This window comes from Bacillus sp. FSL K6-6540, assembly GCF_038007545.1.
Genome location: NZ_JBBOXH010000001.1, coordinates 661,743 through 685,258 on the forward strand (window position 1 = coordinate 661,743; position 23,516 = coordinate 685,258).

Annotated in this window: 22 protein-coding genes; 11 read left to right on the top strand and 11 right to left on the bottom strand. The window is 54.5% G+C overall.

Features of this window, described 5'->3' with window-relative positions; translation table 11 throughout:
- Nucleotides 1-133: 133 nt before the first annotated feature.
- The 8 genes from MHH82_RS02845 (at nt 134) to MHH82_RS02880 (ending at nt 9,833) form a co-directional block, all read left to right on the top strand.
- Nucleotides 134-1,447, top strand: a complete 1,314-nt coding sequence (locus MHH82_RS02845) for an ABC transporter substrate-binding protein (protein ID WP_012818759.1) — start codon at nt 134-136, stop codon at nt 1,445-1,447.
- A gap of 81 nt (nt 1,448-1,528) precedes the next feature.
- On the top strand, nt 1,529-2,410 hold the full coding sequence (locus MHH82_RS02850; RefSeq protein ID WP_090910407.1) for a carbohydrate ABC transporter permease: 882 nt from the start codon (nt 1,529-1,531) through the stop codon (nt 2,408-2,410).
- Entirely contained in the window at nt 2,403-3,233 is an 831-nt protein-coding gene (locus MHH82_RS02855; protein WP_009591862.1) for a carbohydrate ABC transporter permease, read from the top strand. Before MHH82_RS02850 ends, MHH82_RS02855 begins: the two co-directional genes overlap by 8 nt.
- Before the next feature lie 16 nt (nt 3,234-3,249).
- The gene (locus MHH82_RS02860; protein WP_340963082.1) at nt 3,250-4,491 is read left to right on the top strand and encodes a Gfo/Idh/MocA family protein; all 1,242 of its coding nucleotides are present in this window, start codon (nt 3,250-3,252) and stop codon (nt 4,489-4,491) included.
- Nucleotides 4,488-6,608, top strand: coding sequence for an alpha/beta hydrolase family protein (locus tag MHH82_RS02865; RefSeq protein WP_340963085.1), 2,121 nt, complete (start codon nt 4,488-4,490; stop codon nt 6,606-6,608). Before MHH82_RS02860 ends, MHH82_RS02865 begins: the two co-directional genes overlap by 4 nt.
- On the top strand, nt 6,601-7,875 hold the full coding sequence (locus MHH82_RS02870) for a Gfo/Idh/MocA family protein (protein WP_145040030.1): 1,275 nt from the start codon (nt 6,601-6,603) through the stop codon (nt 7,873-7,875). Before MHH82_RS02865 ends, MHH82_RS02870 begins: the two co-directional genes overlap by 8 nt.
- A 46-nt stretch (nt 7,876-7,921) precedes the next feature.
- Complete coding sequence (locus MHH82_RS02875) at nt 7,922-8,659, top strand: glucosamine-6-phosphate deaminase (RefSeq protein WP_340963089.1); 738 nt, start codon at nt 7,922-7,924, stop codon at nt 8,657-8,659.
- Between the two features lie 13 nt (nt 8,660-8,672).
- Complete coding sequence (locus tag MHH82_RS02880; RefSeq protein ID WP_340963092.1) at nt 8,673-9,833, top strand: N-acetylglucosamine-6-phosphate deacetylase; 1,161 nt, start codon at nt 8,673-8,675, stop codon at nt 9,831-9,833.
- Nucleotides 9,834-9,909: 76 nt separating this feature from the next.
- Here the strand turns inward: MHH82_RS02880 and MHH82_RS02885 are convergent, their stop codons facing one another.
- Nucleotides 9,910-11,910, bottom strand: coding sequence for a S9 family peptidase (locus MHH82_RS02885; RefSeq protein WP_340963095.1), 2,001 nt, complete (start codon nt 11,908-11,910; stop codon nt 9,910-9,912).
- Between the two features lie 328 nt (nt 11,911-12,238).
- Here MHH82_RS02885 and MHH82_RS02890 point away from each other — a divergent pair, with 328 nt between their 5' ends.
- Together MHH82_RS02890 and MHH82_RS02895 are read left to right on the top strand one after the other, a co-directional pair.
- Entirely contained in the window at nt 12,239-12,823 is a 585-nt protein-coding gene (locus tag MHH82_RS02890) for a nitroreductase family protein (RefSeq protein WP_340963096.1), read from the top strand.
- 99 nt (nt 12,824-12,922) lie between these two features.
- A complete protein-coding gene (locus MHH82_RS02895) occupies nt 12,923-13,294 on the top strand; it encodes a hypothetical protein (RefSeq protein WP_012818768.1) in 372 nt (123 codons plus the stop codon).
- A 101-nt stretch (nt 13,295-13,395) separates the two neighbouring features.
- Here MHH82_RS02895 and MHH82_RS02900 read toward each other — a convergent pair whose 3' ends face one another.
- Nucleotides 13,396-13,587, bottom strand: coding sequence for a hypothetical protein (locus MHH82_RS02900; protein ID WP_012818769.1), 192 nt, complete (start codon nt 13,585-13,587; stop codon nt 13,396-13,398).
- Nucleotides 13,588-13,804: 217 nt separating this feature from the next.
- On the opposite strand from MHH82_RS02900, the gene MHH82_RS02905 reads away from it, so the two are divergent.
- Nucleotides 13,805-14,635, top strand: a complete 831-nt coding sequence (locus MHH82_RS02905; protein WP_009594154.1) for an aldo/keto reductase — start codon at nt 13,805-13,807, stop codon at nt 14,633-14,635.
- A 97-nt stretch (nt 14,636-14,732) separates the two neighbouring features.
- Here MHH82_RS02905 and MHH82_RS02910 read toward each other — a convergent pair whose 3' ends face one another.
- The 9 genes from MHH82_RS02910 to MHH82_RS02950 all read right to left on the bottom strand — a co-directional run bounded on the left by MHH82_RS02910 (nt 14,733) and on the right by MHH82_RS02950 (nt 23,514).
- Entirely contained in the window at nt 14,733-15,314 is a 582-nt protein-coding gene (locus MHH82_RS02910; RefSeq protein ID WP_340963104.1) for a PadR family transcriptional regulator, read from the bottom strand.
- Nucleotides 15,315-15,318: 4 nt separating this feature from the next.
- Nucleotides 15,319-16,821 carry an MDR family MFS transporter gene (locus MHH82_RS02915; protein ID WP_340963107.1) on the bottom strand — a complete coding sequence of 501 codons (1,503 nt, stop codon included), beginning with the start codon at nt 16,819-16,821 and terminating at the stop codon, nt 15,319-15,321.
- 177 nt (nt 16,822-16,998) lie between these two features.
- Nucleotides 16,999-17,163 (bottom strand): hypothetical protein, encoded by a 165-nt coding sequence (locus MHH82_RS02920; RefSeq protein WP_186326520.1) that lies wholly within the window; start codon nt 17,161-17,163, stop codon nt 16,999-17,001.
- 49 nt (nt 17,164-17,212) lie between these two features.
- Complete coding sequence (locus MHH82_RS02925; protein ID WP_012818772.1) at nt 17,213-17,620, bottom strand: VOC family protein; 408 nt, start codon at nt 17,618-17,620, stop codon at nt 17,213-17,215.
- A gap of 315 nt (nt 17,621-17,935) precedes the next feature.
- On the bottom strand, nt 17,936-18,997 hold the full coding sequence (locus MHH82_RS02930) for a BtaManbiosPhlase (protein WP_145040019.1): 1,062 nt from the start codon (nt 18,995-18,997) through the stop codon (nt 17,936-17,938).
- Nucleotides 18,998-19,044: 47 nt separating this feature from the next.
- Entirely contained in the window at nt 19,045-20,016 is a 972-nt protein-coding gene (locus tag MHH82_RS02935) for an MTP-1 family protein (protein ID WP_445661955.1), read from the bottom strand.
- 13 nt (nt 20,017-20,029) lie between these two features.
- Complete coding sequence (locus tag MHH82_RS02940; RefSeq protein WP_340963118.1) at nt 20,030-21,670, bottom strand: glycoside hydrolase family 13 protein; 1,641 nt, start codon at nt 21,668-21,670, stop codon at nt 20,030-20,032.
- A 139-nt stretch (nt 21,671-21,809) separates the two neighbouring features.
- A complete protein-coding gene (locus tag MHH82_RS02945; RefSeq protein ID WP_012818776.1) occupies nt 21,810-22,649 on the bottom strand; it encodes a carbohydrate ABC transporter permease in 840 nt (279 codons plus the stop codon).
- Complete coding sequence (locus tag MHH82_RS02950; protein ID WP_235201867.1) at nt 22,636-23,514, bottom strand: carbohydrate ABC transporter permease; 879 nt, start codon at nt 23,512-23,514, stop codon at nt 22,636-22,638. The genes MHH82_RS02945 and MHH82_RS02950 overlap by 14 nt, the downstream gene beginning before the upstream one ends.
- Nucleotides 23,515-23,516 lie beyond the last annotated feature (2 nt).

A 23,516-nucleotide genomic window follows, 5' to 3' on the forward strand; every position in this document is an offset into this window, starting at 1 on the left:
AAACTCTATTCAAGAAAGGGCTTCCATGCTATACTCGTTACAGAAATCGATTACTATAGAATCAATACCATTGGAATGAGCTGGAGCAGAAAACACGCAATCTCTATTTGCAACTCAAAAAGGAGGGTTTTCAATGTCTAAAAAGGTAAAGGTAATCTCTTTGATGCTGGCGTTTATGATGATGTTCACCGCTTGCTCCTCATCCGGCGGGTCAACCGATGGGGAGGTCTCGCCGGGGGAAGCGGAAGGCAGCAAAGAGAAGGTGACGCTCAAGATTGGGCTCCCTGGCAGCTATGAGGTGACGAGTAAAGAAATTATCGACGGTTTTATTGCGTCCCACCCCCACATCAACGTTGAAATCCAAGAAGCGCCTTGGGGGGACTTTACGTCCAAGATCGCCACGCAGATTGCAGGCAACACGATGCCGGACGTCTGGTTCCAAGAGAACGCCACCATACTTAGCTACGGGGAACGAGGCGTGGCAGAGGACTTGTCCTCCTACATTGAAGCCGACCTGAAAGCGGACGAATACATCGACGGCCTGTTCTCCGCCAAAACGCCTGAAGGCAAGATCTGGGGCGTGCCTCACGGCATTAACCCGATTGCGCTCGCGTATAACCAGGATGTCTTCGAGAAGGCGGGCGTACCTGTACCAACCGACGACTGGACCTATGACGACCTGATTGAGGCCTCCAAGAAGCTGACGGTCAAGGATGGAGACAACACGAGCCAATTCGGATTCATCGGTTCCTTTTCCATCACCAACGGCTGGTTTCCTTGGATCAAGCAGGCAGGCGGCTCGGCCTTGGACGACACCCTGACGAAATCGCGGTTTGACGATCCCAAAACCGCGGCCGGATTACAGCAGCTGTATGACGGTTTGGATCAAGGCTATTTTGCCGATATCGATTACCTGAAAGCGAACGGCGGCGAGCTCGAAGTATTCGCGAGCGGCAAGGCCGCGATGTATTTCCTTCAATACAGCCTGCAGGTGAATATGAACGAGAGCTTTGCCGACACGAACTGGGATGTCGTCAAAATTCCGAAAGGGGTTGACGGCAAGCGCTATGTTCCGATGGTAGCCAACACGTGGCTGGTCTCCTCCAGAGCGAAGCAGGAATCGAAGGATGCCGCCTGGGAGTTCCTGAAATATTATCTCGGCGATGAAGTGCAGGATATCGTCGTCAAGACGGGATCCACGCTGCCCGTGAAAAAGTCGGCGCTGGATCAATTGAAGGACAGCACAACCAAACCGCTGAACAAAGCGGCTTTCACGGACGGCATTAACGAAGGCGGCGTTACCCTGGATGAGAATGCTACCTGGAGCGAATGGCGCATTCTGGTGCAGCAGGTGGTCAATGAAATCATGGTGGGTAACGTTTCGGTGGAAGACGGCGTGAAGGATATTCATGCCAAGGTTCAGGATGTGCTGGACTCCGGTAAATAACTTTCATGGGATCAGGGCGATGCAGTCTTGACGACGTGTCGGATTGCATCCCTTGCTTCGTTAACGAAAGGCAGGTGTGTCATGCAGAAACAAGGATACTGGGGTTATATCTTCACATTGCCGTTTGTCATCAATGTCGTGGTTTTTCTCTTATTTCCGATCCTCTTCTCCACGTATATTTCCTTCACGGAGTGGGATTTGTTTAACCCCCCGCGGTGGATCGGACTGGACAACTGGGTGCGCGTCCTGAACAAGCACGAGTTCTGGGTGTCCATCCGGAACGTGTTTGTGTTTGCGCTCATCTTCGTGCCGATTCAGACGTTAATGGCATTCGTGATCGCATTCATGCTGAATCAGGCCATCCGGGCCAAGGGCTTGTTCCGGCTGTTCTATTTCCTCCCCGTCGTGACACCGTGGATCGCCGGCGGCGTGGTCTGGGTGTGGATGTTCAACTATCAATACGGCGTAATTAACTGGGTGCTGGAGTCTGTCGGCCTTGCCCCCGTCAAATGGATTGACAGCAGCCATTGGCTGATGGTCATCTCCAGCATCGCGATCGTTCAGGTATGGAAGGGCGTGGGCCAATCCATGATCATGATTCTGGCCGGCATGCAGAACGTTCCGAAAGAGGTGCTGGAAGCCTCGCAGATCGATGGCGCCAATGGCTGGAAGCAGCTGACGAAGGTGGTGTTCCCGATGGTAACGCCGATGGTGTATCTCGTCATGATTTTGTCTACCATCTCGGCATTCCAGGCATTCGACGTGTTCCTCGGTCTGTTCGGCTCCATCACCACGGGCATACCGGAGAGAAATATGGTGCCGAATCTGCTGGTGTACCGGGATGCGTTCCTGCTCTTCAAAATGGGACCGGCATCGGCAACGGCCTGGCTGCTGTTTGTCATCATCCTGAGCTTCACGTTGTTTCAGAAGTATTTCGAGAAAAAGTGGGTGCACTATGACTAAGACGACTCACCCCTTGCTTAAGGTGCTGATGTACCTGCTGCTGATTGCCGGTGCGGTTTTCATGGTGTTCCCGTTCATATGGATGCTGTCCACGTCGCTGAAGACGGTTGGCGCCATCTCGCAGATGCCGCCGCAGCTCATCCCGAATCCGCTGAATTGGGATAACTATGTGACGATATGGAATAAAGTCGACTTCGGTCGATATACCTTGAACAGCTTTTTCATCGTTTCGATCGAGATGGTGGGATCCTTGGTCTCCAGCGCTTTCGTGGCCTTCGGGCTGGCGATGTTTACCTTTCGGCTGCGGGGGCTCATCTATATGATCATGCTGGCTACCCTAATGATTCCGTCGCAAGTGACCATGATCCCGACCTATTTCATCTGGAAGGAATTCGGGGCGTTGAATTCGTACTACCCTTTGATCGTGCCCAGCTTCCTGGGCGGGGCGTTCGGTATTTTCTTAATGCATCAGTTCATTAAATCCTTGCCCAAAGAGCTGTATGAATCGGCTACGATCGACGGCTGCAGCCCGCCGGGCATATTCTTCAAAATTTATTTGCCGCTGTGCAAGCCGGCGCTGGCCGCGCTGGGCGTATTCACCTTCATGGGCGCGTGGAACAACACGCTGGGCCCGCTGATTTACCTGCAAGACAAGGAATTGTACACATTGCCGCTCGGCTTGCTCTACCTGAAATCGGAGAACGTCAATCAAGCGCTGCTGATGGCGGGGGCCGTTATTACGACGCTGCCGGTCGTCATCGTCTATCTGTTCGCGCAGAAGCAATTTGTTCAAGGCATCGCTTCGACAGGGATGAAAGGCTGAAGGAGGAACTTACGATATGAAGAAGTACGTGCTGGTCGGCGCTGGATCGAGAGCGCTGTATATGTTTGCTAAGCCGATGGTTACCGATTGGAGAGGCGTCCTTGCCTTTGAAGGCGTGTATGATGCCAATCCGGTGCGGGCGCGCTTTCTGAGCGAGGAGTGCGGGGGGATCCCCGTCTACGATGATTTTGACGGAATGATCGCCGCCGCGAAGCCGGATGTCGTGATCGTGGCGAGTACGGATTACACGCATCATACCTACATCGTGCAAGCCTTGAGGGCAGGCTGCGACGTCATTAGCGAGAAGCCGATGACGATTGACGAAGACAAGTGCCGGGAGATTCTGCAGGCGGAGTCGGAGAGCGGCAAGAAGGTGACGGTCACGTTCAACCTTCGGTTTGCGCCTTATTTTGCGACCGTGAAGGAACTGCTGCTGCAAGGGGCCATCGGAGATGTTTACCATATTGATCTGGAGTGGTTTCTGGACCGCCTGCATGGCGCGGACTATTTCCGCAGATGGCACGCCGAGATGAAGAACAGCGGCGGGCTGCTGGTTCACAAGTCCACGCATCACTTCGACATCGTGAACTGGTGGATGAACAGCCGTCCCGCGGAAGTTCATGCGTTTGGGACGAGACGGGTGTACGGGGACGACCGGCAGGACCATGGAGAACGATGCCTGACTTGCCACCGGAAAGACGAGTGCGAGTTCTATATGGATATCGAAAAGGATCCGTTTCTTGAAAAATACTATCGCCAGGCGGAAGAAGCCGACGGCTATTTGCGGGACCGCTGCCTGTTTGACGGCCGGATCGACATTTATGACACGATGTCGGTCAATGTCCGGTACGACAATGATGCGATGCTGACCTATTCCCTCGTCGCCTATAGCCCGTATGAGGGCTGGCGCGCCGCGATCAACGGCAGCAAAGGCCGGATTGAGGTCTCGAATGTATACAGCAACGCGGATATGAAGCAAGGGGAAGCGAGCCGGATTCATATTTTCAGAGCCGATGGCACGGAAGAGCTGGTCGAAGTCAATACATCGGCCGCTGGTCACGGCGGCGGGGATGCGAAGCTGCGCAAGGCGCTGTTCGAAGACGGGATCGAAGATCCGCTAGGTCAACAAGCCGACAGCTCGGTAGGCGCCGAATCCCTTCTGATCGGCGCCACGGCCAATCGCTCCATTGCCGAAGGCCGGGCGATGAAGCTTCCGGACGTTTCGCCTACGCTCGTCAACAGGAGTTCATCGAGATGAACAGCGTTCAGGAACTGGAGCAGTATGTCTGCACGCTATACGACACGCGGGATCAGTTGAAAGCGCATGTGTTCGAGCGTTCCGATGCCGCATTTGCCGCCGGGGATGCTATCCGCGATTCCATCGTCACGGCCGAGGCGGCAAGAGAGCGGCAGGAGGCCATAAGGGCGGCCTTCCTGAGGTCCATCGGCGGTCTTCCCGATGCATTCGCGAACCCGGGACGGGAGGAAGGGGCGGCATTCGGAGAGGAAACATCGCCTGACAGGTCTCCGCTTAAGGAACGTTCGCGCTGGTCCACGGGGAACGCCGGCAACATGTCAAATGGTAGAACCGATACCCTTCTTAACGGACGCACAACGGGAAGTATTCGCGGAACCGGCTTTCATATAGAGAAGGTGATGTTCGAGTCCCTTCCGGGGTATGCCGTCACGTCGAATCTGTATCTGCCCGATCACCGGGAAGAACGCTCCGCGGCCGTCCTGTTTCTGAGCGGGCACGAGCTGGGGGCGAAGCATGATGCCTATTATCAGCGCGTCATCCAGCACTTCGTCCGGGCGGGCATCATCGTGCTGGCCATCGATCCGATCGGGCAGGGCGAGCGCCTTAGCCTTCATGATTTCGAGCATCGGGAAGGGAGCGTCCTATGGGGAACGAAGGAGCATCAGCAGTACGGCGTTCAGTGCCATATGCTCGGCGACAGCGTAGCCCGATATTTCGTTCACGATGCCATGCGTGCCATCGACTACTTGTGCGAACGGCCCGAGGTCGATCCGTCGCGGATCGGCGTAACGGGAAATTCCGGCGGCGGAACGCAGACGGCCATGATGATGGTCTGCGATGAACGCATAGCGGCGGCGGCTCCCGCCACCTTCATCATGAACCGGCAGCTGTACATGCATGCCGGCGGCGTGCAGGATGCCGAGCAGGTATGGCCGGGCCTGTCCGGGCTGGGTTACGACCATGAGGATCTGCTTATCGCTTTTGCGCCGAAGCCGCTGATCGTGTTGGCGGCAGAATACGATTTCTTCCCGATTGAAGGCACGCGGCGCACCGTTGATCGCTGCAGGCGCTTCTGGGAGCTGCTCGGTCACCCGGGCGACCTGCAGCTTGTGACCGACGCCTCGACGCACCGCTATACGGATCGGCTGGCCGCGGCGGCCGCGGCATTTTTCGTCCGGCATCTCGAGGTGAAGGTTGTTCCCAACGATGCCATGAAGATCGAGGCGCTGCCTCCGGAACAACTGTGGTGCAGTCCCAGCGGTCAGATGTACCGGGATAAGGCGGCCGGAAGGACGATCCGGGACTTCAATGCCGATCGCTGCGACCAGCTGGCAGCAGCCCGTTCGCTGCTGCCGACGCAGCAAAGTCAGGATCAAGCAAGGCAGTGGCTGCAGGAGAAGATTTACGCCTCCCGGAAGCCTTGCGAATTGAACCCGCGCATCATTGGGCTGGGCGCAGTGGAGGGCCTTGAGGCCGATTATCGCTTGTGGTGGTCGCAGGAGGGCATCATGAACAGCGGTTATGTATTCCGACTGGCCGAGGATACAGCCGAACGAAGGCGGCCGCTGACCGTTGCCGTTTGGCGGGGAGGGACCCGCCAGCTGAAAGCGCATTGGGCCTGGATTCAGGAAACCTGCCGATCCGGCCGCGCCGTGCTGGTGCTGAACACGTCCGGGGTCGGTCCTCATGAGCCCTATCCGATCTATGGTAAGCCCGCGCGTTCTTATTTTGGGGTGCTGCATAAGCTTGCCGATGATTTGATCTGGCTCGGGGACAGTTTGGCTGCGCTGCGCACGTACGATGTCATCCGGTGCATGGAGGTTATCTCCCACTTTGATGAGTGGCAGGCGGGAGCGATCCCGTTCTATACGGTAGGTCGGGAAGGGTTGTATGTGCAGCTTGCCGCGGAGGTTGACCATAGAATCGGCACGATTACGGCCATTCATCCTGTGAGCAGCGCAGCCGATCTGGTCAGGGCTCGGCAGCTTGAGGAGGAGGAAGCGATGAGCGTCGTGTTTCCCGGCATTTTCAAGATGCTTGATCCCTCCGAGCTGAACGAACCACGGGTAGAATATCGCGGGCAACTAGAGGGAAAGGATGTGGAAGGACATGAGTAAACCAAAACCACTAACGGTCACGCTGGTCGGAGCAGGCCTTCGCGGCATGATTTACAGCGGATATGCGCTCCAGCGACCGGAGGAGATGCAGATTGTTGCCGTTGCCGATCCGGATGAGGTGCGGCGCAGCCGCTGCCAAGCGAAGTTCGGGATAGCGGATGAGCAATGCTTTGCAAGCTGGGATGAGCTGTTTGCCGGACCCCGTCAATCGGATGCGGTCTTCATCTGCACGAGGGACCGGGACCACTATGAGCCGACCATGAAGGCGTTGGCAGCCGGGTATCATGTGCTGCTGGAAAAGCCGATGTCCCCGGAGTGGCAGGAATGCATCGATATGGGCCGGCAGGCGGAAGCCTTCGACCGTACGTTAACGATTTGCCATGTTCTCCGGTATGCGCCTTTTTTCCAAGAGCTTAAACGGCTGCTCGATGAAGGACGAATCGGCCGCCTGATGTCGATCCAGCACAACGAGAACGTCGGCTATTGGCACCAGGCCCACTCGTATGTGCGGGGATATTTCAATAACAGCGAGTCATCCAGCCCGATGATTTTGGCCAAATCCTGCCATGACTTGGACATCATGCAATGGCTGGCGGGAGGCCGATGCCTAAGCGTGGCCTCCTATGGCCACCTGTCGCATTTCCGTCCGGAGTCGGCTCCGCCCGGCGCGCCGAAGCGCTGCCTGGATGGATGCCCGGTATCGCACGAATGCCAGTACTATGCGCCGAATACGTATTTGATCGAGAATGCGGGCTGGAAAGGCGAGGCTGCGAGCAACGACCCGAGTTACGAAGCGCGTTACCAAGCGATGCTGGAGGGTCCTTTTGGCCGGTGCGTGTACCATTGCGATAACGACGTCGTGGATCATCAGGTCGTCAGCATGGAGTTCGAGCATGACATTACGGCGGTGTTCACGATGAGCGCGTTCACGGAGAAATGCAACCGTACCATCAAGCTAATGGGCACCGAAGGCGAAATACGGGCCACGATGGAGACTAATGAGATCGAGATCCGCCGTTTCGGCAGCGGCAAGCAGGAAGTGATCCAGCTCGTCGATCCGGAAGGCCATGTAGGCCATGGCGGCGGGGATATGCGTTTGATCGCCGATTTTGTGAAGTCGGTTCAATCCAAGGGACAGCATAACAGCACAACCTCTGCCCAAGCATCGATCCAGAGTCATCTGATGGCGTTTGCCGCCGAGCGTTCCCGCGTAGAAAAACGCATGGTGAGGCTGGAGGAATTTATGAATAGCAGCGTTCTGGCCTAATGGCTTACATTTCTACAATGTTGTACAACAAGGAGGAATTATCATTATGCAGTTGAACATCTTGGAACATGCGGATCAGGCAGGCTTGGAGGCGGCCCGCGCTTGCGAGGTCATTCTCCGCGATACAATCGCGGAGAAAGGAAAAGCGCGAATCGTCCTGTCGACGGGCGCGTCGCAGTTTGAGTTTTTGTCGCACTTCGTGAAGCTGAATCTGGAATGGGAACGAATCGAAATGTTCCATTTGGACGAATACATCGCGCTGCCGGAATCCCATCCGGCGAGCTTTCGCAAGTACTTGAAGGAGCGCTTCCTGAAATATGCGAGCGTCGGCCAAGCTTGGCTCATCAACGGGGAGGGCGATCCCGAGGAAACGGTGAAGCGGCTGAACGAGGAAATCGTCAAAGCGCCCGTGGATTTGGCCCTGATCGGGATCGGGGAGAATGCGCATATTGCCTTTAATGATCCGCCGGCCGATTTTGATAACGATTCGCCTTATACGATCGTGAATCTCAGCGATACCTGCAAGAGCCAGCAGGTAAGGGAAGGCTGGTTTGCAACGAATGAGGAAGTGCCCAAACAGGCGATTACGATGACGGTCAAGCAGATTTTGAAGAGCCGCCATATCGTATCGGTCGTGCCTCATCAGGCGAAAGCGGCAGCCATTCAAAATACGATTCAAGGCGGGGTCGATAACCGGGTGCCGGCTACCATCCTGAAGACGCATTCCAGCTGGATGCTGTATCTGGATAAAGCATCGGCAGCGCCGATATATCAATGGGCTTAGGCAGGGGGCACCTATGATGTGGCGTGGAAAGCTCCCGCACACCGGCGAGCCGGTTGAGGTAGAGTCGTCAGACGGACGGATCGCGGCTATACGACGGTTAGGTCAGGGGGATAAGACGGCGTTGCTGCCCTGGATCAGCAGCGGCTGGATCGATGTGCAGGTCAACGGCTTCGGCGGATACGATTTGAATGGAACCGTGACGTCGCAAAGCGAAATTGAAGGTGTGACGCGGGCGCTGCATCGGTGCGGGGTCGCCGCCTACTTGCCAACGGTCATCACGGGCAGCTACGACCGGATGCGTCAAGCATTTCAGGCATTGTCCAAGTATGCCGGGTCCAAGCAGTTCGGGAGCGCCTCGATAGTCGGCATTCATATGGAAGGCCCCTATCTTTCCGATGAAGACGGCAGTCGCGGGGCGCATCCGAGGGAGTATATCCGCAATCCGGATTGGGATGAGTTTCAACGGCTTCAGGATGCGGCTGACGGGCTTATCCGGATGGTGACACTCGCGCCGGAGCGCGAAGGCTCGGTTCCATTTATAGAGAAGGTAGTCAAGGCAGGTGTTATCGTCGCGATCGGGCATACGATGGCAACCGGCGAGCAGATCGATCGGGCAGTGCAGGCAGGGGCGACGGTTTCGACGCATCTGGGGAACGGCTCGCAGCCCGTTTTGCCGCGCCACCCCAACTATATCTGGCACCAGCTGGCGGACGACCGCTTATGGGCCACCTTTATACCGGACGGCCACCATCTGGCGCCCCCTGTTCTGAAAGCGATGCTGCGGGCAAAACGGAACAAAGCGGTGCTTGTCAGCGATGCCGTCATGTTCGGCGGCATGGCTCCCGGAAGGTACAGCAGCCTCATCGGAGGCGAAGTCGAGCTGACGGCGGACGGGCGCCTGCATACGGTAGCGAATCCGGCGATACTGGCCGGATCCGCTTCTTCGCTGGAGGTTGGCATTGCGAATGCGATTCGCTATACGGATATGACGCTGGCGGAAGCAGTAAGCGCGGTCACGGTCCGCCCGGCTATGGTGCTGGATATGCCGCAGTTGGGCGAGCTTGCGCTCGGGAGCCCGGCGAACCTGACGCTGTTCGACTGCGATACGGACGGATCGGGCATGGTGGTCCGGGAGACTGTTGTAGCGGGCGAGAGGGTGTACGGTCCTGTTTGATGAACCAACACAAAAAAACCATCCCTGTCGAGCGTTCATTGCGCCAGCTCGCACGGGGATGGTTTTTCTTTTGATGTTATCTTTCGATATGCTCCACGAACCAGCGGACGATATGACTCAAGCGTTTGACCCGCAGATGCGGATGGCCGCTGCGGGACAGGTTATGGTCCGCGCCGGGGAAGCGAATCAGCTGGGTTTCACGGCCCAGTCGCTTCAAGGCGATAAACAGCTGTTCTCCCTGCTCGATCGGGCAGCGGAGGTCCTGTTCGCCGTGAAGGATAAGCAGCGGCGTGCTGACGTTTTTCACGTAAGCGAGCGGGGAGTGCTTCCACAGCTTGTCGAGATCGTCCCAAGGATTGCCCCAGATTTGATCCTGGGTAAAGGTATAGCCGATATCGCTGACGCCGTAGAAGGAAATCCAGTTCGATATCGAGCGCTGGGTTACCGCAGCTTGGAATCGGTCGGTATGACCGACGATCCAGTTGGTCATGAAGCCGCCGTAACTGCCGCCGGTCACGCCGAGACGGGAAGCGTCGATATAAGTGTAGGTATTCACAACATAATCCACGGCTTCCATCAGATCCTGGTAATCCCGCCCGCCGTAATCGCCTCTGACGGTATTGACGTGGACTTGACCGTATCCATGGCCGCCACGCGGGTTGGTATAGAAAACGGCATAGCCGGCTGCCGCCAGCAGCTGGAACTCATGCATAAACGTGTGTCCGTACATGGCTTGCGGACCGCCATGAATCTCCAGCACGGCCGGGACCTTGGAGCCTTCCGCGAAGCCGGCAGGCTTCATGATCCAGCCTTGGATCGGCCAGCCGTCCGACGTACGGAACGTAAAGGACTCCGGCGTGCTTAACGTAAGCTCGTTCCACAGCTCCTCATTGCAGTTCGTCAGACGGCGTTCCTCGTTGCTGCCTGTAGTGAAGCTGAACAGATCGCCTGGCTGCAGCGGGTCGGCAGCGGCAAATACCACGTTCTCTTCCGGTGTCAGTGCGAATTGGTACACCTCGCGTTCACCTGCCACCACCAGCTCGAAGGTGGAACCGTCCAAGGCAAAACGTCCAATATGGACGCCCCCATCCTGGCTGAGCTGAACGTAAACCGATCGGCCGTCCTTGCTGAACAGGGGAGGCGTTCCCGCCCCAGCTCTCATGTCGCTGACAGCGGCGTGCCCGAGCTGAACGTCCATGTCCGTGAAGAGGACGCGGGCTTCTCCGCCCGAGAGCGGAACCAGGTGGATTTTGGTCAGCGTGGCAAACCCGCAGCTGAGATCGCTGGCAAGCATGAGTACATGCTGCCCGTCCGGGGTGAACGCAATGGAACCGATCGAGAGGGTTCCGTCCGTGATTTCGGTTACCGATCCGCTGGACAGGTCCATGACAAACACATCGTTCGTCAAGCGAAGATCCGGGTCCGGGAAATGCTCCGTGGCGAGGGTGCTGCTGTATGCGATGCTGCCGCCGTCGGGTGACCAGGCAAAGGCATATACGTCAAAATCGCCTTCGGTGATTGGTTTGCATTCTTCCGTAGCCGGATTCACGATAAATAGATGATGTCGGCGGTCATTCCATAATCCGGGGCCATCGGCTTTATATTTAATGCGGTTAATGATTTTTTCTTCCGGCAGCTTGTGCTTGTCGTCTTTGTCTTTCTCTTCGCTTTCGGTAGATTCAGCCGCTTCGGCTTCGCTCCGAACCAGCAGACGCGAGCTGTCCGGCGACCATTTAAATGCGCTGACGCCGTGCTTCAGGTCGGTAGCGGGGCGGGCTTCCCCTCCGTTGGCAGGCATGATCCATACCTGTGGCTTATCGCCCTTTTTGCGCAAGAAGGCAAGCTCATACCCGTCGGGGGACCAAGCGGGTGATGCATCGGCCTCGCCGGAAGTGAAGGGAATATCCTGATCGCCCCCTGCGGGAAGCAGGCGGATATGGGAACGGTAACCGTCGTGCTTTTCGCTGACGGACTTATGTACATAGGCTATGGCCCCGCTTGCGGGGGATACGACAGGGTCATTCACCCAGTGCATCCGGTACAAATCCTCGGGCGTTATAAGTCGCTTATCAGTCATGAATCATCCTCCTAATCTTCTTGTGTGAGTTAAACCCCATTATCCCAGATAATGGCATGGAAATCTAGATAAAATAGAGGAGAAGGATGTGAACGTTTCGATCCAAATGCTAGTAAAACAGAGGAGGATTTACAATAATTCTAGGCTGTAATCGAGGATTTGGAGACAGAGAAGAGCTTGTTATTCTTCAACTGGTCAATTTATGACATGAACCGTACCCGAGAATCTCGATAGGTGTCCCCTTCTCTTTTTGTTATAATTGAGATAGACTCTCAATTAGGAGTATGCAAATAAGACCAACTATATAGAGCTCGGGAGGAAATCAAATATGAACATAAGTGAAGCTATCCGCACGCGCCGCAGCCTTGGCAAGGTCAAGCCTGACGCCGTACCGCAGGAGTTGATCGAACAGATCGTCGAAGCAGGAACCTGGGCGCCGAACCACAAGCTGACGGAGCCGTGGAAATTCTTTGTCATGCAAGGGGAAGGCCGCGACGTGCTCGGCAATGCCCTGGGTGATATTCAGGTGGCCGGCGGCGACGATACGAGCGAAGAGGCCGTGAACGCAGCGCGCGAATCGGGACGTACGAAGGCGTACCGCGCTCCGGTCGTCATCGGTGTGGCGGTTGAGCCGTCGACGGATCCGAAGGTGATTGAGCTGGAAGAGTACGGAGCGGTATTCGCCGGCATCCAGAACATGCTGCTGCAAATTCATGAGCTGGGTCTTGGCGCCGTGTGGAGAACCGGCGAGCCGTGTTTCCATGCGCTGATGAACCAAGCGTTCGGATTGAAGACTGACGATAAAATGCTGGGTTTCCTGTACATCGGGTATCCGGACATGGAGCCGAAGCAGGGGAAACGTCAACCGGCCGCGAACAAGACGGTATGGCTGAATAGTGCTGCAGACCTGTAGTTGATCTATCCCCGGCCGCAAAAATCCGGTATAATGGACCCTAAGTTTATCGAAGGGTGCTGGGCATCCGGGGGATTGACACTAGGGGAGTGTACATGGATGAAATTTCGGTTTAAACAGTGGGATCTGGGGAGCAAATTTATTTTTATCGCAACCTGTTTGGCGATAGCCTCTTTCTTTTTTAAATGGCTGGATATCGGCGTGGCTGCGGAGAACGGCTTTATGCAGGGCGGCGTGTTGTTCATCGTATGTTTCATCTATCCGTTTTTGAAAGTGGTTCGCGAGAAGAAGATGAACAAGCTGATTGCCTACGCCTTTGCGCTGGTCGCTATTTTCCTGACCATGATGTATGTGTCGTCCAAGACCATTGATTTTTTTGGAGAGACGATCAGAGGAGCGGCCGCTGGGCCGTATCTGTTTCTGGCGGCATGCGGGCTGCTGACCTTCGGTATTTTTAGACGCAAGGTTTAAAACGATAGGTTACATGCAAATGCCGTAACGATTAATAAAGGGCCGAGCCTATAGCAGCATGCTGCCCATAGGACGGCCCTTTTTGGCGATGAATGATGGGATTAGTTATGGTGGAGAAGCGCGAATCCGCTGATCGAAACGGCGTAGACGATGATCAGCACGACGGCAAGCCTCTTGGCGCGGCTGTTCAGTTTGAAGGCGGCGGACAGTCCGTTATTCACGATATTTCCGACGAAGAGAACGAATGTAATGGCAAGCGCGGTTAAGGCAACGATAAGCATGAGTTTTTCCATGGGGTATTAATTCCTCCTGATTAAACGGCCGCAAAGCCTGTTTTTCCTGTATCTGTTCCCATTGTATCCGACGAAGTTTAAACCCCGTTTAAATGGAGTTAAAAAATGTCCGCAGCCCTCGCAAGGGCTGTAACGTTGAGCGGGATACTGGGATTTTGATATACTGGAGAAAGCGGCCAAATATCCGCTGCATTACATAAACAGGAGGGATTTCAGAATGGCCAATCAAACTTTTACCGATGGACCTACTTTGAATGACGGCGTAAAAATGCCGTGGCTGGGCCTTGGCGTATGGAAGACCAAAGAAGGCGAAGAGGTTATTCAGTCCGTAAAATCAGCAATCGCTGCAGGGTACCGCAGCATCGATACCGCTGCCATCTACGGCAATGAAGAGGGCGTAGGGCAAGCCATTCGCGAATCCGGAGTTTCGCGGGACGAGCTGTTCATCACCACCAAGGTATGGAACGATGACCAGGGTTATGAGAAGACGCTGCAAGCTTTTGAGACGAGCCGCAAGAAGCTGGGGCTGGATATCGTTGATTTATATCTCGTGCACTGGCCGGGTAAAGATAAATACCTCGAGACGTGGAAGGCATTGATTCATCTGCAAAAAGAAGGCCTCGTTCGTTCCATCGGCGTCAGCAATTTCCAAATCCGCCACCTGCAGCATATCATTGAGGATACCGGCGTGGTACCCGTCGTCAACCAAGTGGAATTGCATCCGCTGCTTTCCCAGAAGGAGCTGCTGGGCTATGCACGCGAGAATCATATCGTTCTGGAAGCGTGGAGCCCGTTGATGCAGGGCAACCTCGATCAACCGGCGCTGGCTCAGATCGCGGAGAAATACGGAAAAACCACGGCGCAAGTCATTCTGCGCTGGGACATTCAGAACGGCGTCATCGTCATTCCGAAATCGATTAAAGATCATCGGATCCGTGAAAACGCCGGCATCTTCGATTTCGAGCTTTCCGCAGAAGATATGGCGGCCATTGACGGCTTGAACCAAAACAAACGTTTCGGCTCCAACCCGGATGAGTTCCTGTTCTAAATTTCGTTTTCATATAAAAAAGCGAGCACCAACCCTGAGGGAGGGAAGTGCTCGCTTTTTTTGCGTATTCAATAGCAGGTGGAAAGCCCCCTTGGCATTATCGTCCTTCCTGGTCGTCCTCGGGAAACAACGACTCGCCGATCGTGCCGAGCTTCCCTTGCACCAGGTCCTCGTGCAGCCTTCTTAACCAGTTCAGGTCCGTCTTGGCGTGCTCATACATCCCGATCATCAGGTGCTGCGTGCTGCGGGGGACGATATGCTGGTGCTCCACGTATAGTTGGTGCGCCTGGTTCACCCGGTGTTCGGCTTCCCGGATCCGGGTCTGCAGGATGGGGGCCAGAACGGCGGGGTCTGCGTGGCGAGAGAAGGGCAGCGCCATATACAGCGGGTGGTGCACGGGCTCGATGTCCCTGAATTTCTTGAGCAGCAGCTGTTCAAAAAGCTTGCGTCCGGATTCCGTGATCCTGTAGATGGTTTTATCCGGACGGCTGTCGCTTTGGATGGTTTCCACGGCCTCGATGTATCCTTCCTCGGCGAGCCGGTCTACCGCGTAATAGAGGGAGCCCATCTGGAGCTTGGTATATTGATCCATGCCCCGGTCCTTCATCTTGATCCGGATCTCGTACGGATGATGGTCTCCTTCCAGCAGCAAGCCCAGGATGGCCAGCTTCATGGACATGCCATCAGGCTCCCTTGGCTTTGGCGGGAACGGTCACCCGTTCGTTGCCCATCATAAGGACGAACACGAGAGCCAGCACCGCAGGCACAAGCGCCCACATGAACGTGTTCGCGATGGAATCGGCCAATGAAGCCGTGATCTGTTCGCGCACGTTCGCCGGGAGCTGCCCCATCACTTCAGGCGAAAGGACGGCATCCGCGTTTAACTCGGCACCGGCCGGCGCGTTTCCTCCGGCTTCCGCGAGCCGGTTGTTCAGGCCGTTGCGCTGGATGATCCCGAAGATTGTAATCCCCACCGTCATGCCGAAGGAACGAAGGAAGGAGTTCGTCGATGTTGCCGCGCCGCGCTGTCTGGCATCAAAGTTATGGATGGAGGCCATGCTGAGCGTGGAGAACGAGAACCCGACGCCAAAGCCGGTCAGGACCATGAAGAGCGTTAACAGGTAGCGCGGCGTATCCGGGCTTATCGTGCTTAGGCAGAAAATGCCTGTGATAAAGCACAAGACGGACAGGATCATGATGTTTCTAAACGAAGTCCGGGTCGTCAGCATACCGCCGCCTTGGCTCCCGAATACGCTGCCGAGCATCATCGGCATCAGAATGAGGCCCGAATTGGTTGCCGATCCACCGTACACTCCGCTCACAAAGATCGGGATGTAGATGGTTGCCACGATAAACGTTGCTCCATAGAACAAGGCAACGATATTGCTTGAAGCAAACAGGCGTTTACGGAACATTTGGAACGAAATAATGGGTTCGGCTGCTCGGGTCTCTGCGAACAGAAACACGATAAACAAAGCAATGAATCCCCCGAACAAGCCCAGAATTTGCGGAGAATCCCATGCATAGGTTTGCCCGCCCAGCTCCAGACCGAACATCAGACAGATGATGGCGCCGACAAGCGTCGCTGCCCCGGTCCAATCGATCTTCTGTTTGGCATGGGAACGCGATTCCTTGTAAGACGTCATAATGAAGATAAAGGACACGATTCCGATCGGAACGTTGACATAGAATATCCATTCCCAGCCGATGCTGTCGGTGATAAAAGCACCCAGCAGAGGTCCCATGATGCTGGAGGTGCCGAATACGGCGCCGAGAAGACCCGTCATCTTGCCGCGCTTCTCCGGCGGGAACAGGTCAAACACGATGGTAAAGGCAATCGGCATAAGAGCACCGCCGCCGATTCCTTGAATCGCCCGGTAAATAATAAGCTCTGTCATATTGTTCGCCATCCCGCAGAGGGCAGAACCAATCAGGAAGACAACCAGTCCGAATATAAAGAACCGCTTCCGTCCGTACATATCGGACAGCTTGCCGAATATCGGCGTGCCCGCCATAACGGCAACCATGTAGATCGAGGTTACCCAGACGACTTGGTCGAAGCCCTGAAGATCGCGGATAATCGTCGATAACGCGGTCGCTACAATCGTGTTATCGATGGCGGCCATGAAGATGCCGAGCAGCAGACCAGCGACGACCAATTTGATGTTGCTTTGTTGTGCATTCATGTTAAGGATACTCCTTTTCCTTATTCAACTATGTACATATTATTCAAATTTGAATAATTCGGTGGTTATATTGTAGCCGGATTAACAGAAGTTGGCAAGATGTTGAATGCACGGCCTGTCTCTACATTTTGCACAAGAAAAAACAAGGTCAACCCTGTATACGGGATGACCTTGAGATTATCGGGCGACAGCCGCCGGAATGTCGTTGCAATCAAGACCCTTGTCGGCAGATTCGTTTCGGGAAGCGGCCGCATGGTTCGGATGTTTTTTCAGCTCTGCATGTTTCGTGTGGTACGGCGCACAGGATAATAAAACGGCGATCAAGCGGATGCTTGTTTCCACAGGGGCCTCGGGTAAGGTATGACAGAGATTCGGCTGGCGATGGCAGCGTCTAACAGTTCATCTGGGGCGATTTCGGATCCAGCTGCATGAATTCGATCCGGTTGCCGTCCGGGTCCCTGGCCCAGCACTGCCAGTTGAAGTCTTTTCCTTGAACCGGCTGGACGTCCAGCTTCACGCCCTGCTTGCGAAGGTGCTCCGCGATGCGCTCGATGTCTTCAACCTCAAGGCAGAGATGGGAGAATCCGACGGGCCGCTCTACACGGGCCGGTTTATTTTGTCCGCCGTAAAACAGCTCGATAAACTGTCCATCACGCACCTTAATGTACTCGATCCACGGTTCGCCCTGATCATTGGGAATATCAAAAGCACGGGTAAAACCAAGCACATCACAGTAAAAATGCAGGGATTTCTCCATATCGGCAACATCGAACGCCAGATGGGCAATTCCTTTAATCATGACGGCATTCCTCCTCGGTATGTATTCGAAGCATGAGATAAGATGATTTCCTAAGTTCATTGTAACTTATTTTGTATACGCTTCCATATATATTTGCGGCATCGGGGAAATAAAACCGGGATCCTGGCTGAGCCACTCAGGCATGCAGCGGAAGCCTGTCATGCGGATGCCAAAAAACCCGAGGCCTGCGATAACAAGGCCTCGGGTTTTTGGGGGAGGATCCTCTTGACATGGCGACACGAGGATCCATTTGGCATATCTTCTGCTCATCAACGATCGTTTCAAATGTATCTGCTGCTATCAAACAGAGAAACCTTATACATAGGTCAGGCTGTCGAGAATTTCCTTCACGCTCAGCTCAGCGCAAGCCATGGAAGTATCGGCTACGCCATAATACATCCTCACGACATCGCCATCGACCAATGCGCCGCAGGAGAAGACAACGTCTCCGAAGAATCCGTTCTTCTCATAATCGGCCTTGGGCTCCATGATCGGTTGATTGGAGCGGGCGATGACTTTGGATGGATCGTTCAGATCCAGCAGCAGGGCACCCATGCAGTAGCGGTGATCCAACGTTGCGCCATGATACAGCTCCAGCCAGCCTTTATCCGTGCGGAATGGTACGGCCCCGCCGCCCATGCGGCCGCTGTCCCACATGCCATCGCGCAGGCCTGCGAGATGTTTGTGGTTGCCCCAGTATACGAGATTATCGGATTCGGCGATCCACATTTCCGGGTTGCCCGTGCTCTTGGTCGTTGGACGGTGCAGCGCGTAGTATTTGCCGCCTATTTTCTCAGGAAAGATCAGCACGTCCTTGTTGTCCGGTCCGAAAATCATCCCGTGATGCGTGAAGTTCACAAAATCTCGCGTCGAAACCATGGATTCGCCAACGCCTACCGAAGATACGGCGGAGAAGTAGATATAATACGTATCGCCGATCTGCGTAACGCGCGGGTCTTCGATTCCGAACGCTTCCAGCGACTGCGCGGGATATACCAGCGGCTTGTCGTCGATGGTAAAGCGATGACCGTCCGTGCTGCGTGCCACTCGAATATAGGATAAGGAAGTCAAATATTCGAAGGTAGCGCTGTGATTCACATTACGAATGACACGCGGGTCGGAGAAATCATAACGAGCATCGTCGGTACGGAATTCCAAAATGTCCAGCTTCTGTGTATCTGCATCGAATACAGGCGCTTTGACAATCATCGGATCGGCGCTGATCGGGCGCTCCGCGACCCGAAGCAGCAGCAGCACTTCGCCGTTATATTCGGCAACGCCTGCGTTGAAGGCGCCAATCACTTCGAAGCCGTCATGATACGGCTTCACGTCGGCCGGTGTAATCAGAGGGTTCTCCTCATATCTGTAAATATTCATGGTTGTTTACCCCTATCCAATGTTCTTATTTATTTGGAAACTGCTTCTTACTGTTCGAATTTGAGGAACGGATCCTGAATGGTTATACGATGCGCTTCCGCATCGCTGATGCCGGCATAGAGATCGGCGGTACCGTCAGCATGGCGAACGAGGCCTCCGCTAAACACGACGTCAGCGAGATCCGGACGCTTGGTTTCACCCGGCAGGAATTCGGCGCGTACGGCAATCAATTCCATATCGCTAAACTCGCCCGTCTGCGGATCTAGCGCAAACGCCATCGGATAATAGTGGCGATCCCCGGCTTCGTCGAAGCTGGCAACATGGCCAAGCACGCCGACAAGCCCATTGCTCAACAAGTGCAGCTCGTTGGCCCCGCCCCATTCCGAATCGATGAATTGGTCACCCAGAAGGGGGGCATCGTTAACGAGTTCTACCGTCACGTCTTCCAGCGAGCTCACCTTGGTAAACCCGATTTTACCTCGGCCGCCTTTTTCGCCTTGAGGACGAGTAAATACGCCGATTTCGCCGCCTGCCAGCTCCGTGAGACGCAAATCCTTCATCGCGTCGGGACCCGTGAAGAAAAGGGAGAGCTCGTTCAGCGTTTGGCCTTTCCGGAATACGGTTCTCCACATCAGCGCATTCTCCATCGTGGGGTGAGGGAAGATTTCAACGCCACCCAGAACCAGTTCGCCATGAATGAAGGTAAAGAACGGATCCTGAAGCGTAAAGACAGAGGCGCCTTCTTTCGGTACCCAGGTGCCGTCCTGCTCCACGAAGAAGCGGATTTCGGAATGCTCGCTGTCTCGCGACTCCACCCGGCCTGCAATGACGGTGACTCCGTCAATCCTGAAGGGAGCCGTGATATTATATACGTCTTTGTCGCCTACACCCGAAAACGAAAGCTTGACCGGGTTCTGGACCGTGGATTTTTTGCATTGATATTCTTGCAGCAGGGTTGCGCAAGTTTTTACAGAGGATTTGTTTAATGCCACCGTATGATGCCTCCTTATATAAACCATAAATAATTGCGTCTTAGGATACCCATACCGCAGCCGTGTGCGGTGGGACTTCGATTACCGATCCGCCGAGGGATACCATCTCGCCGCTTGCAGCAGCCAGCTCCAGCCTCTGGTCTGACCAATCGGACAGGTCCAGCCGAAGCGGCTGATAACCGAATTGAAGGACAATGACGGCTTCCTCGCAGCCGGATCGTTTGGTATAAGCGATTGCCGATCCCTCCAATTGCTCCAGCTTTACGTAATCGCCGGAAGAGAGGGCGGCATGCTGGACACGAAGCGAAAGCAGCTTTTTATAAAAAGAATACATGGAATCCGGCTGCTCCCGTTGCGCTTGCGCATGGATCTGTTCGTGCCCGGGCCCCATCCCGATCCAAGGTGTTTGATCCGAGAAGCCGCCGTAACGATCACCGTTCCATTGCATGGGGGATCGGGAGTAGTCGCGGCTCTTGGCCCGGGCCAAGTCCATAGCCTCCTCTTCCGTTCTTCCATTCTGAATTGCGGCTTCGTAGTGGCCGAGGCCCTGGATATCCCTCATGTCCTCGATCCGGTGCGCGATATGGTTCCTCATCCCGATCTCGTCGCCATAATAGATGAACGGAACGCCCTTCGCCGTTAACATGAGGGCTGCCATCAGTTTGGCTCGCTGCTCCTCGAACTGCGCATCGCCTTCGCCAAATCTCGAGATGTGGCGCTGCATATCATGGCTGCTGAAGAACAAGGTGGGGAGCTGATCGGATGCATGCTGGTCTTCCATGCGTTGAATCTCCCTATATAAATCCTCCGGGCGAAATTGCTCCTGACTTCCCAGGTTGAAATTGAAAACCACATCGAGAAGGCCGCTGCCGCTGTAGCGGAGCAGGATGTCCATATCCTCGGAACCGACTTCACCTACCATAAAAATGCCTTCGCGTTCATGCACATAACGGCAAATGTCGCCGATCGCCTCCACAATCCCGTCCTGGTTCTGATCGTACCGGTGGATCTGTTCGCCGTTATCATCTAACGGATTATCCTGAAAATCACCGGAGACCTTAAGGAAATTGATGACGTCCAGCCGGAAGCCGTCGATCCCTTTATCCAGCCAAAATCCCATAACATCCTTCATGGCTTGCCGGACTTCCGGGTTGGTCCAATTCAGATCCACCTGTTCCTTGGCAAAGGCATGGTAATAATACTGCCCCGTGCCTTCATCCCATTCCCAGGCGCTGCCTCCAAAGAAGGACTCCCAGTTATTCGGCGTCTCTTGATTAACGGGAGACTTCCAGATATACCAGTCGCGCTTCGGAGAAAGGGTGGAGGATTTGGACTCCTGGAACCAGGCATGGGCTGATGAGGTATGGTTCAGCACGAGATCCACAATGACTCGGATACCCCGCCGATGGGCTTCATGAATGAAACCATCGAAATCTTCCATCGTTCCGTATTCCGGATCGACGGCATAATAATCCGAAATATCGTAGCCGTTATCGATCTTGGGCGATTGATAGAAGGGGGTCAGCCAAATTCCGCCGATTCCGAGTTCCTTCAGGTAATCCAGCTTGGAGGTGATCCCCTTAAAATCTCCGACGCCATCCCCATTGCCGTCACAGAAGCTTGGCATGTAAATTTCATAAAAGACGGTTTTTTGCCACCACTTTTTTTGGTTTCTGTCCATACGTTTCCACTCCCGGATGAAAGCTGTTTTCATCCCTTTATTTAAGAGAAGCCCGGATAGGCAGGTTGTAAAAAAGTACAGACCCTCATATTCGAGCTTCCTGCAACGTTCTGATGCGTCATTTGAAGCCACCAGCGTTTTATTTGAGACTGAACTGCATGCCTTCCTTGAACTTTTTGCCGAAGATCGCGAACATGATAATAATCGGCACGGTAAGCAGGACGGATGCCGCATAGAGCGGACCCGGGTAACTGCCGTATGGCCCGAACATCTGGGACAAGAGTACGTTGAGCGTCAGCATGTCGTCGCTGCGGACAACGATCATGTCCCATAGAAGCTCGGTCCAACGCTCCATCAGCAAGAAGAGGAAGATCACCGCAGTGATGGATTTGGACATAGGCAGCATGATTTTGTACAAAATCTTGAAATCCGATGCCCCATCCAGTTTCGCTGCTTCGATAAAAGCATCCGGTACGGCTTTGAAAAAGTTGGTGTACATGAAGATCGCCCATAAACTGACGGCCTTCGGAATGATCATAGCCCAGTACGTATCGTAAAGTCCTACCTTCTGAATAATGAGAAAGTTCGGAATCAGCAGAATGATCGCCGGGAAGAACATATGGAACAACACGAAGTTATTCACGGTGTCGCGTCCCCGGAATTTCAATTTGGACAGCGCATAGGCCACCATGATTCCGAACAGCATCATAAGGAAGGTGGAGGCTACCGAGACGATGACGCTGTTGAAGAAGGCGTTCATCCATGGCCGGGCAATGCCAACCTCGCCTCCGGTAAGAAGCCATTCATAGGATTTTAACGAGAATTTGCTTGGAACGAGCTGCCTGTCCACCTGCGCCCAATCGGCAAAAGAGTTGAGCACCATGTACAAGTAGGGGTACACCATGACGAGAAGCAGAAGGGTTGCCAGTACATAGCGGCCCGCGAGACGACGTTTACTATTTTTCTTAGACCCAACCATTTCGTTTCCCCCAGCTTTCCAGCAGTTTACGAATCACGAAGATGGAGATGAACGTTACGATGGATGCCATAATGGCAATCGCAGACGCGTATCCGGCTTGCAAATTCGTAAAGGCTTGATTAAAGATTTCCATCTGCCATGTATTGGTTGCAAAGTTCGGCCCGCCGCCTGTCAGCTGGTAAACTTCCGTGAAGATACCGAAGGTTACGCCGAACGAGAGAATGAGCGTTGTATACAGGGCAGGGTACAAGAGCGGCAGCGTGATTTTCCAGAATCGCTGCCTGTCGGTTACCCCATCAATGGCAGCTGCTTCATAAACTTCCTTATCAATGCTTTCAAGCCCCGAGGTCAGGATCAAGGCATAATAACCCGTGAACTTCCAGGCCAAAATCAGACCGACGATAAACAGCGCCGAGAACGGTGAGCCGAGCCAGTCGATATTGATCCCGAATGTGCCTCTCAAGAATTCATTGACCGGACTGTTGTAGGACAGAAAGCCCTGTACAATCAGGGATGCAACAACACCAGAGGACAGATACGGCAGAAAGAAGCCGATCAGGTACACGCTTTTGAACTTGGGCAGTCCCTGTATAACAACGGCGACGGCGAGCGACATCGCGGTTACCAATGGAACAAACAGCATCATGAACTTGTAGGTAACCCAGAACGCGGATTGCACCCCGGGTGCGGCCATGGCTTTTCGGAAATTATCCAGCCCTACAAAATCAAATTCGGGGGCAATCAGGTCCCAATTCGTAAAAGAAAGGTACAAGGACCAAAGGAGCGGCCCCAGGAAAAATACCAATCCGAAAATAATGTAGGGACTGGCAAAAAGCCAGCCCAACTTATTGTTTTGCTTATTAATCA

Coding starts and splice junctions, on each gene's coding strand:
- MHH82_RS02875 (WP_340963089.1), top strand. CDS start 7,922: ATGCAGTTGAACATCTTGGAACATGCGGATCAGGCAGGCTTGGAGGCG.
- MHH82_RS02935 (WP_445661955.1), bottom strand. CDS start 20,016: ATGGTTTATATAAGGAGGCATCATACGGTGGCATTAAACAAATCCTCT.
- MHH82_RS02930 (WP_145040019.1), bottom strand. CDS start 18,997: ATGAATATTTACAGATATGAGGAGAACCCTCTGATTACACCGGCCGAC.
- MHH82_RS02905 (WP_009594154.1), top strand. CDS start 13,805: ATGGCCAATCAAACTTTTACCGATGGACCTACTTTGAATGACGGCGTA.
- MHH82_RS02945 (WP_012818776.1), bottom strand. CDS start 22,649: ATGGTTGGGTCTAAGAAAAATAGTAAACGTCGTCTCGCGGGCCGCTAT.
- MHH82_RS02910 (WP_340963104.1), bottom strand. CDS start 15,314: ATGTCCATGAAGCTGGCCATCCTGGGCTTGCTGCTGGAAGGAGACCAT.
- MHH82_RS02870 (WP_145040030.1), top strand. CDS start 6,601: ATGAGTAAACCAAAACCACTAACGGTCACGCTGGTCGGAGCAGGCCTT.
- MHH82_RS02865 (WP_340963085.1), top strand. CDS start 4,488: ATGAACAGCGTTCAGGAACTGGAGCAGTATGTCTGCACGCTATACGAC.
- MHH82_RS02850 (WP_090910407.1), top strand. CDS start 1,529: ATGCAGAAACAAGGATACTGGGGTTATATCTTCACATTGCCGTTTGTC.
- MHH82_RS02915 (WP_340963107.1), bottom strand. CDS start 16,821: ATGAATGCACAACAAAGCAACATCAAATTGGTCGTCGCTGGTCTGCTG.
- MHH82_RS02890 (WP_340963096.1), top strand. CDS start 12,239: ATGAACATAAGTGAAGCTATCCGCACGCGCCGCAGCCTTGGCAAGGTC.
- MHH82_RS02860 (WP_340963082.1), top strand. CDS start 3,250: ATGAAGAAGTACGTGCTGGTCGGCGCTGGATCGAGAGCGCTGTATATG.
- MHH82_RS02925 (WP_012818772.1), bottom strand. CDS start 17,620: ATGATTAAAGGAATTGCCCATCTGGCGTTCGATGTTGCCGATATGGAG.
- MHH82_RS02940 (WP_340963118.1), bottom strand. CDS start 21,670: ATGGACAGAAACCAAAAAAAGTGGTGGCAAAAAACCGTCTTTTATGAA.
- MHH82_RS02845 (WP_012818759.1), top strand. CDS start 134: ATGTCTAAAAAGGTAAAGGTAATCTCTTTGATGCTGGCGTTTATGATG.
- MHH82_RS02885 (WP_340963095.1), bottom strand. CDS start 11,910: ATGACTGATAAGCGACTTATAACGCCCGAGGATTTGTACCGGATGCAC.
- MHH82_RS02900 (WP_012818769.1), bottom strand. CDS start 13,587: ATGGAAAAACTCATGCTTATCGTTGCCTTAACCGCGCTTGCCATTACA.
- MHH82_RS02855 (WP_009591862.1), top strand. CDS start 2,403: ATGACTAAGACGACTCACCCCTTGCTTAAGGTGCTGATGTACCTGCTG.
- MHH82_RS02880 (WP_340963092.1), top strand. CDS start 8,673: ATGATGTGGCGTGGAAAGCTCCCGCACACCGGCGAGCCGGTTGAGGTA.
- MHH82_RS02895 (WP_012818768.1), top strand. CDS start 12,923: ATGAAATTTCGGTTTAAACAGTGGGATCTGGGGAGCAAATTTATTTTT.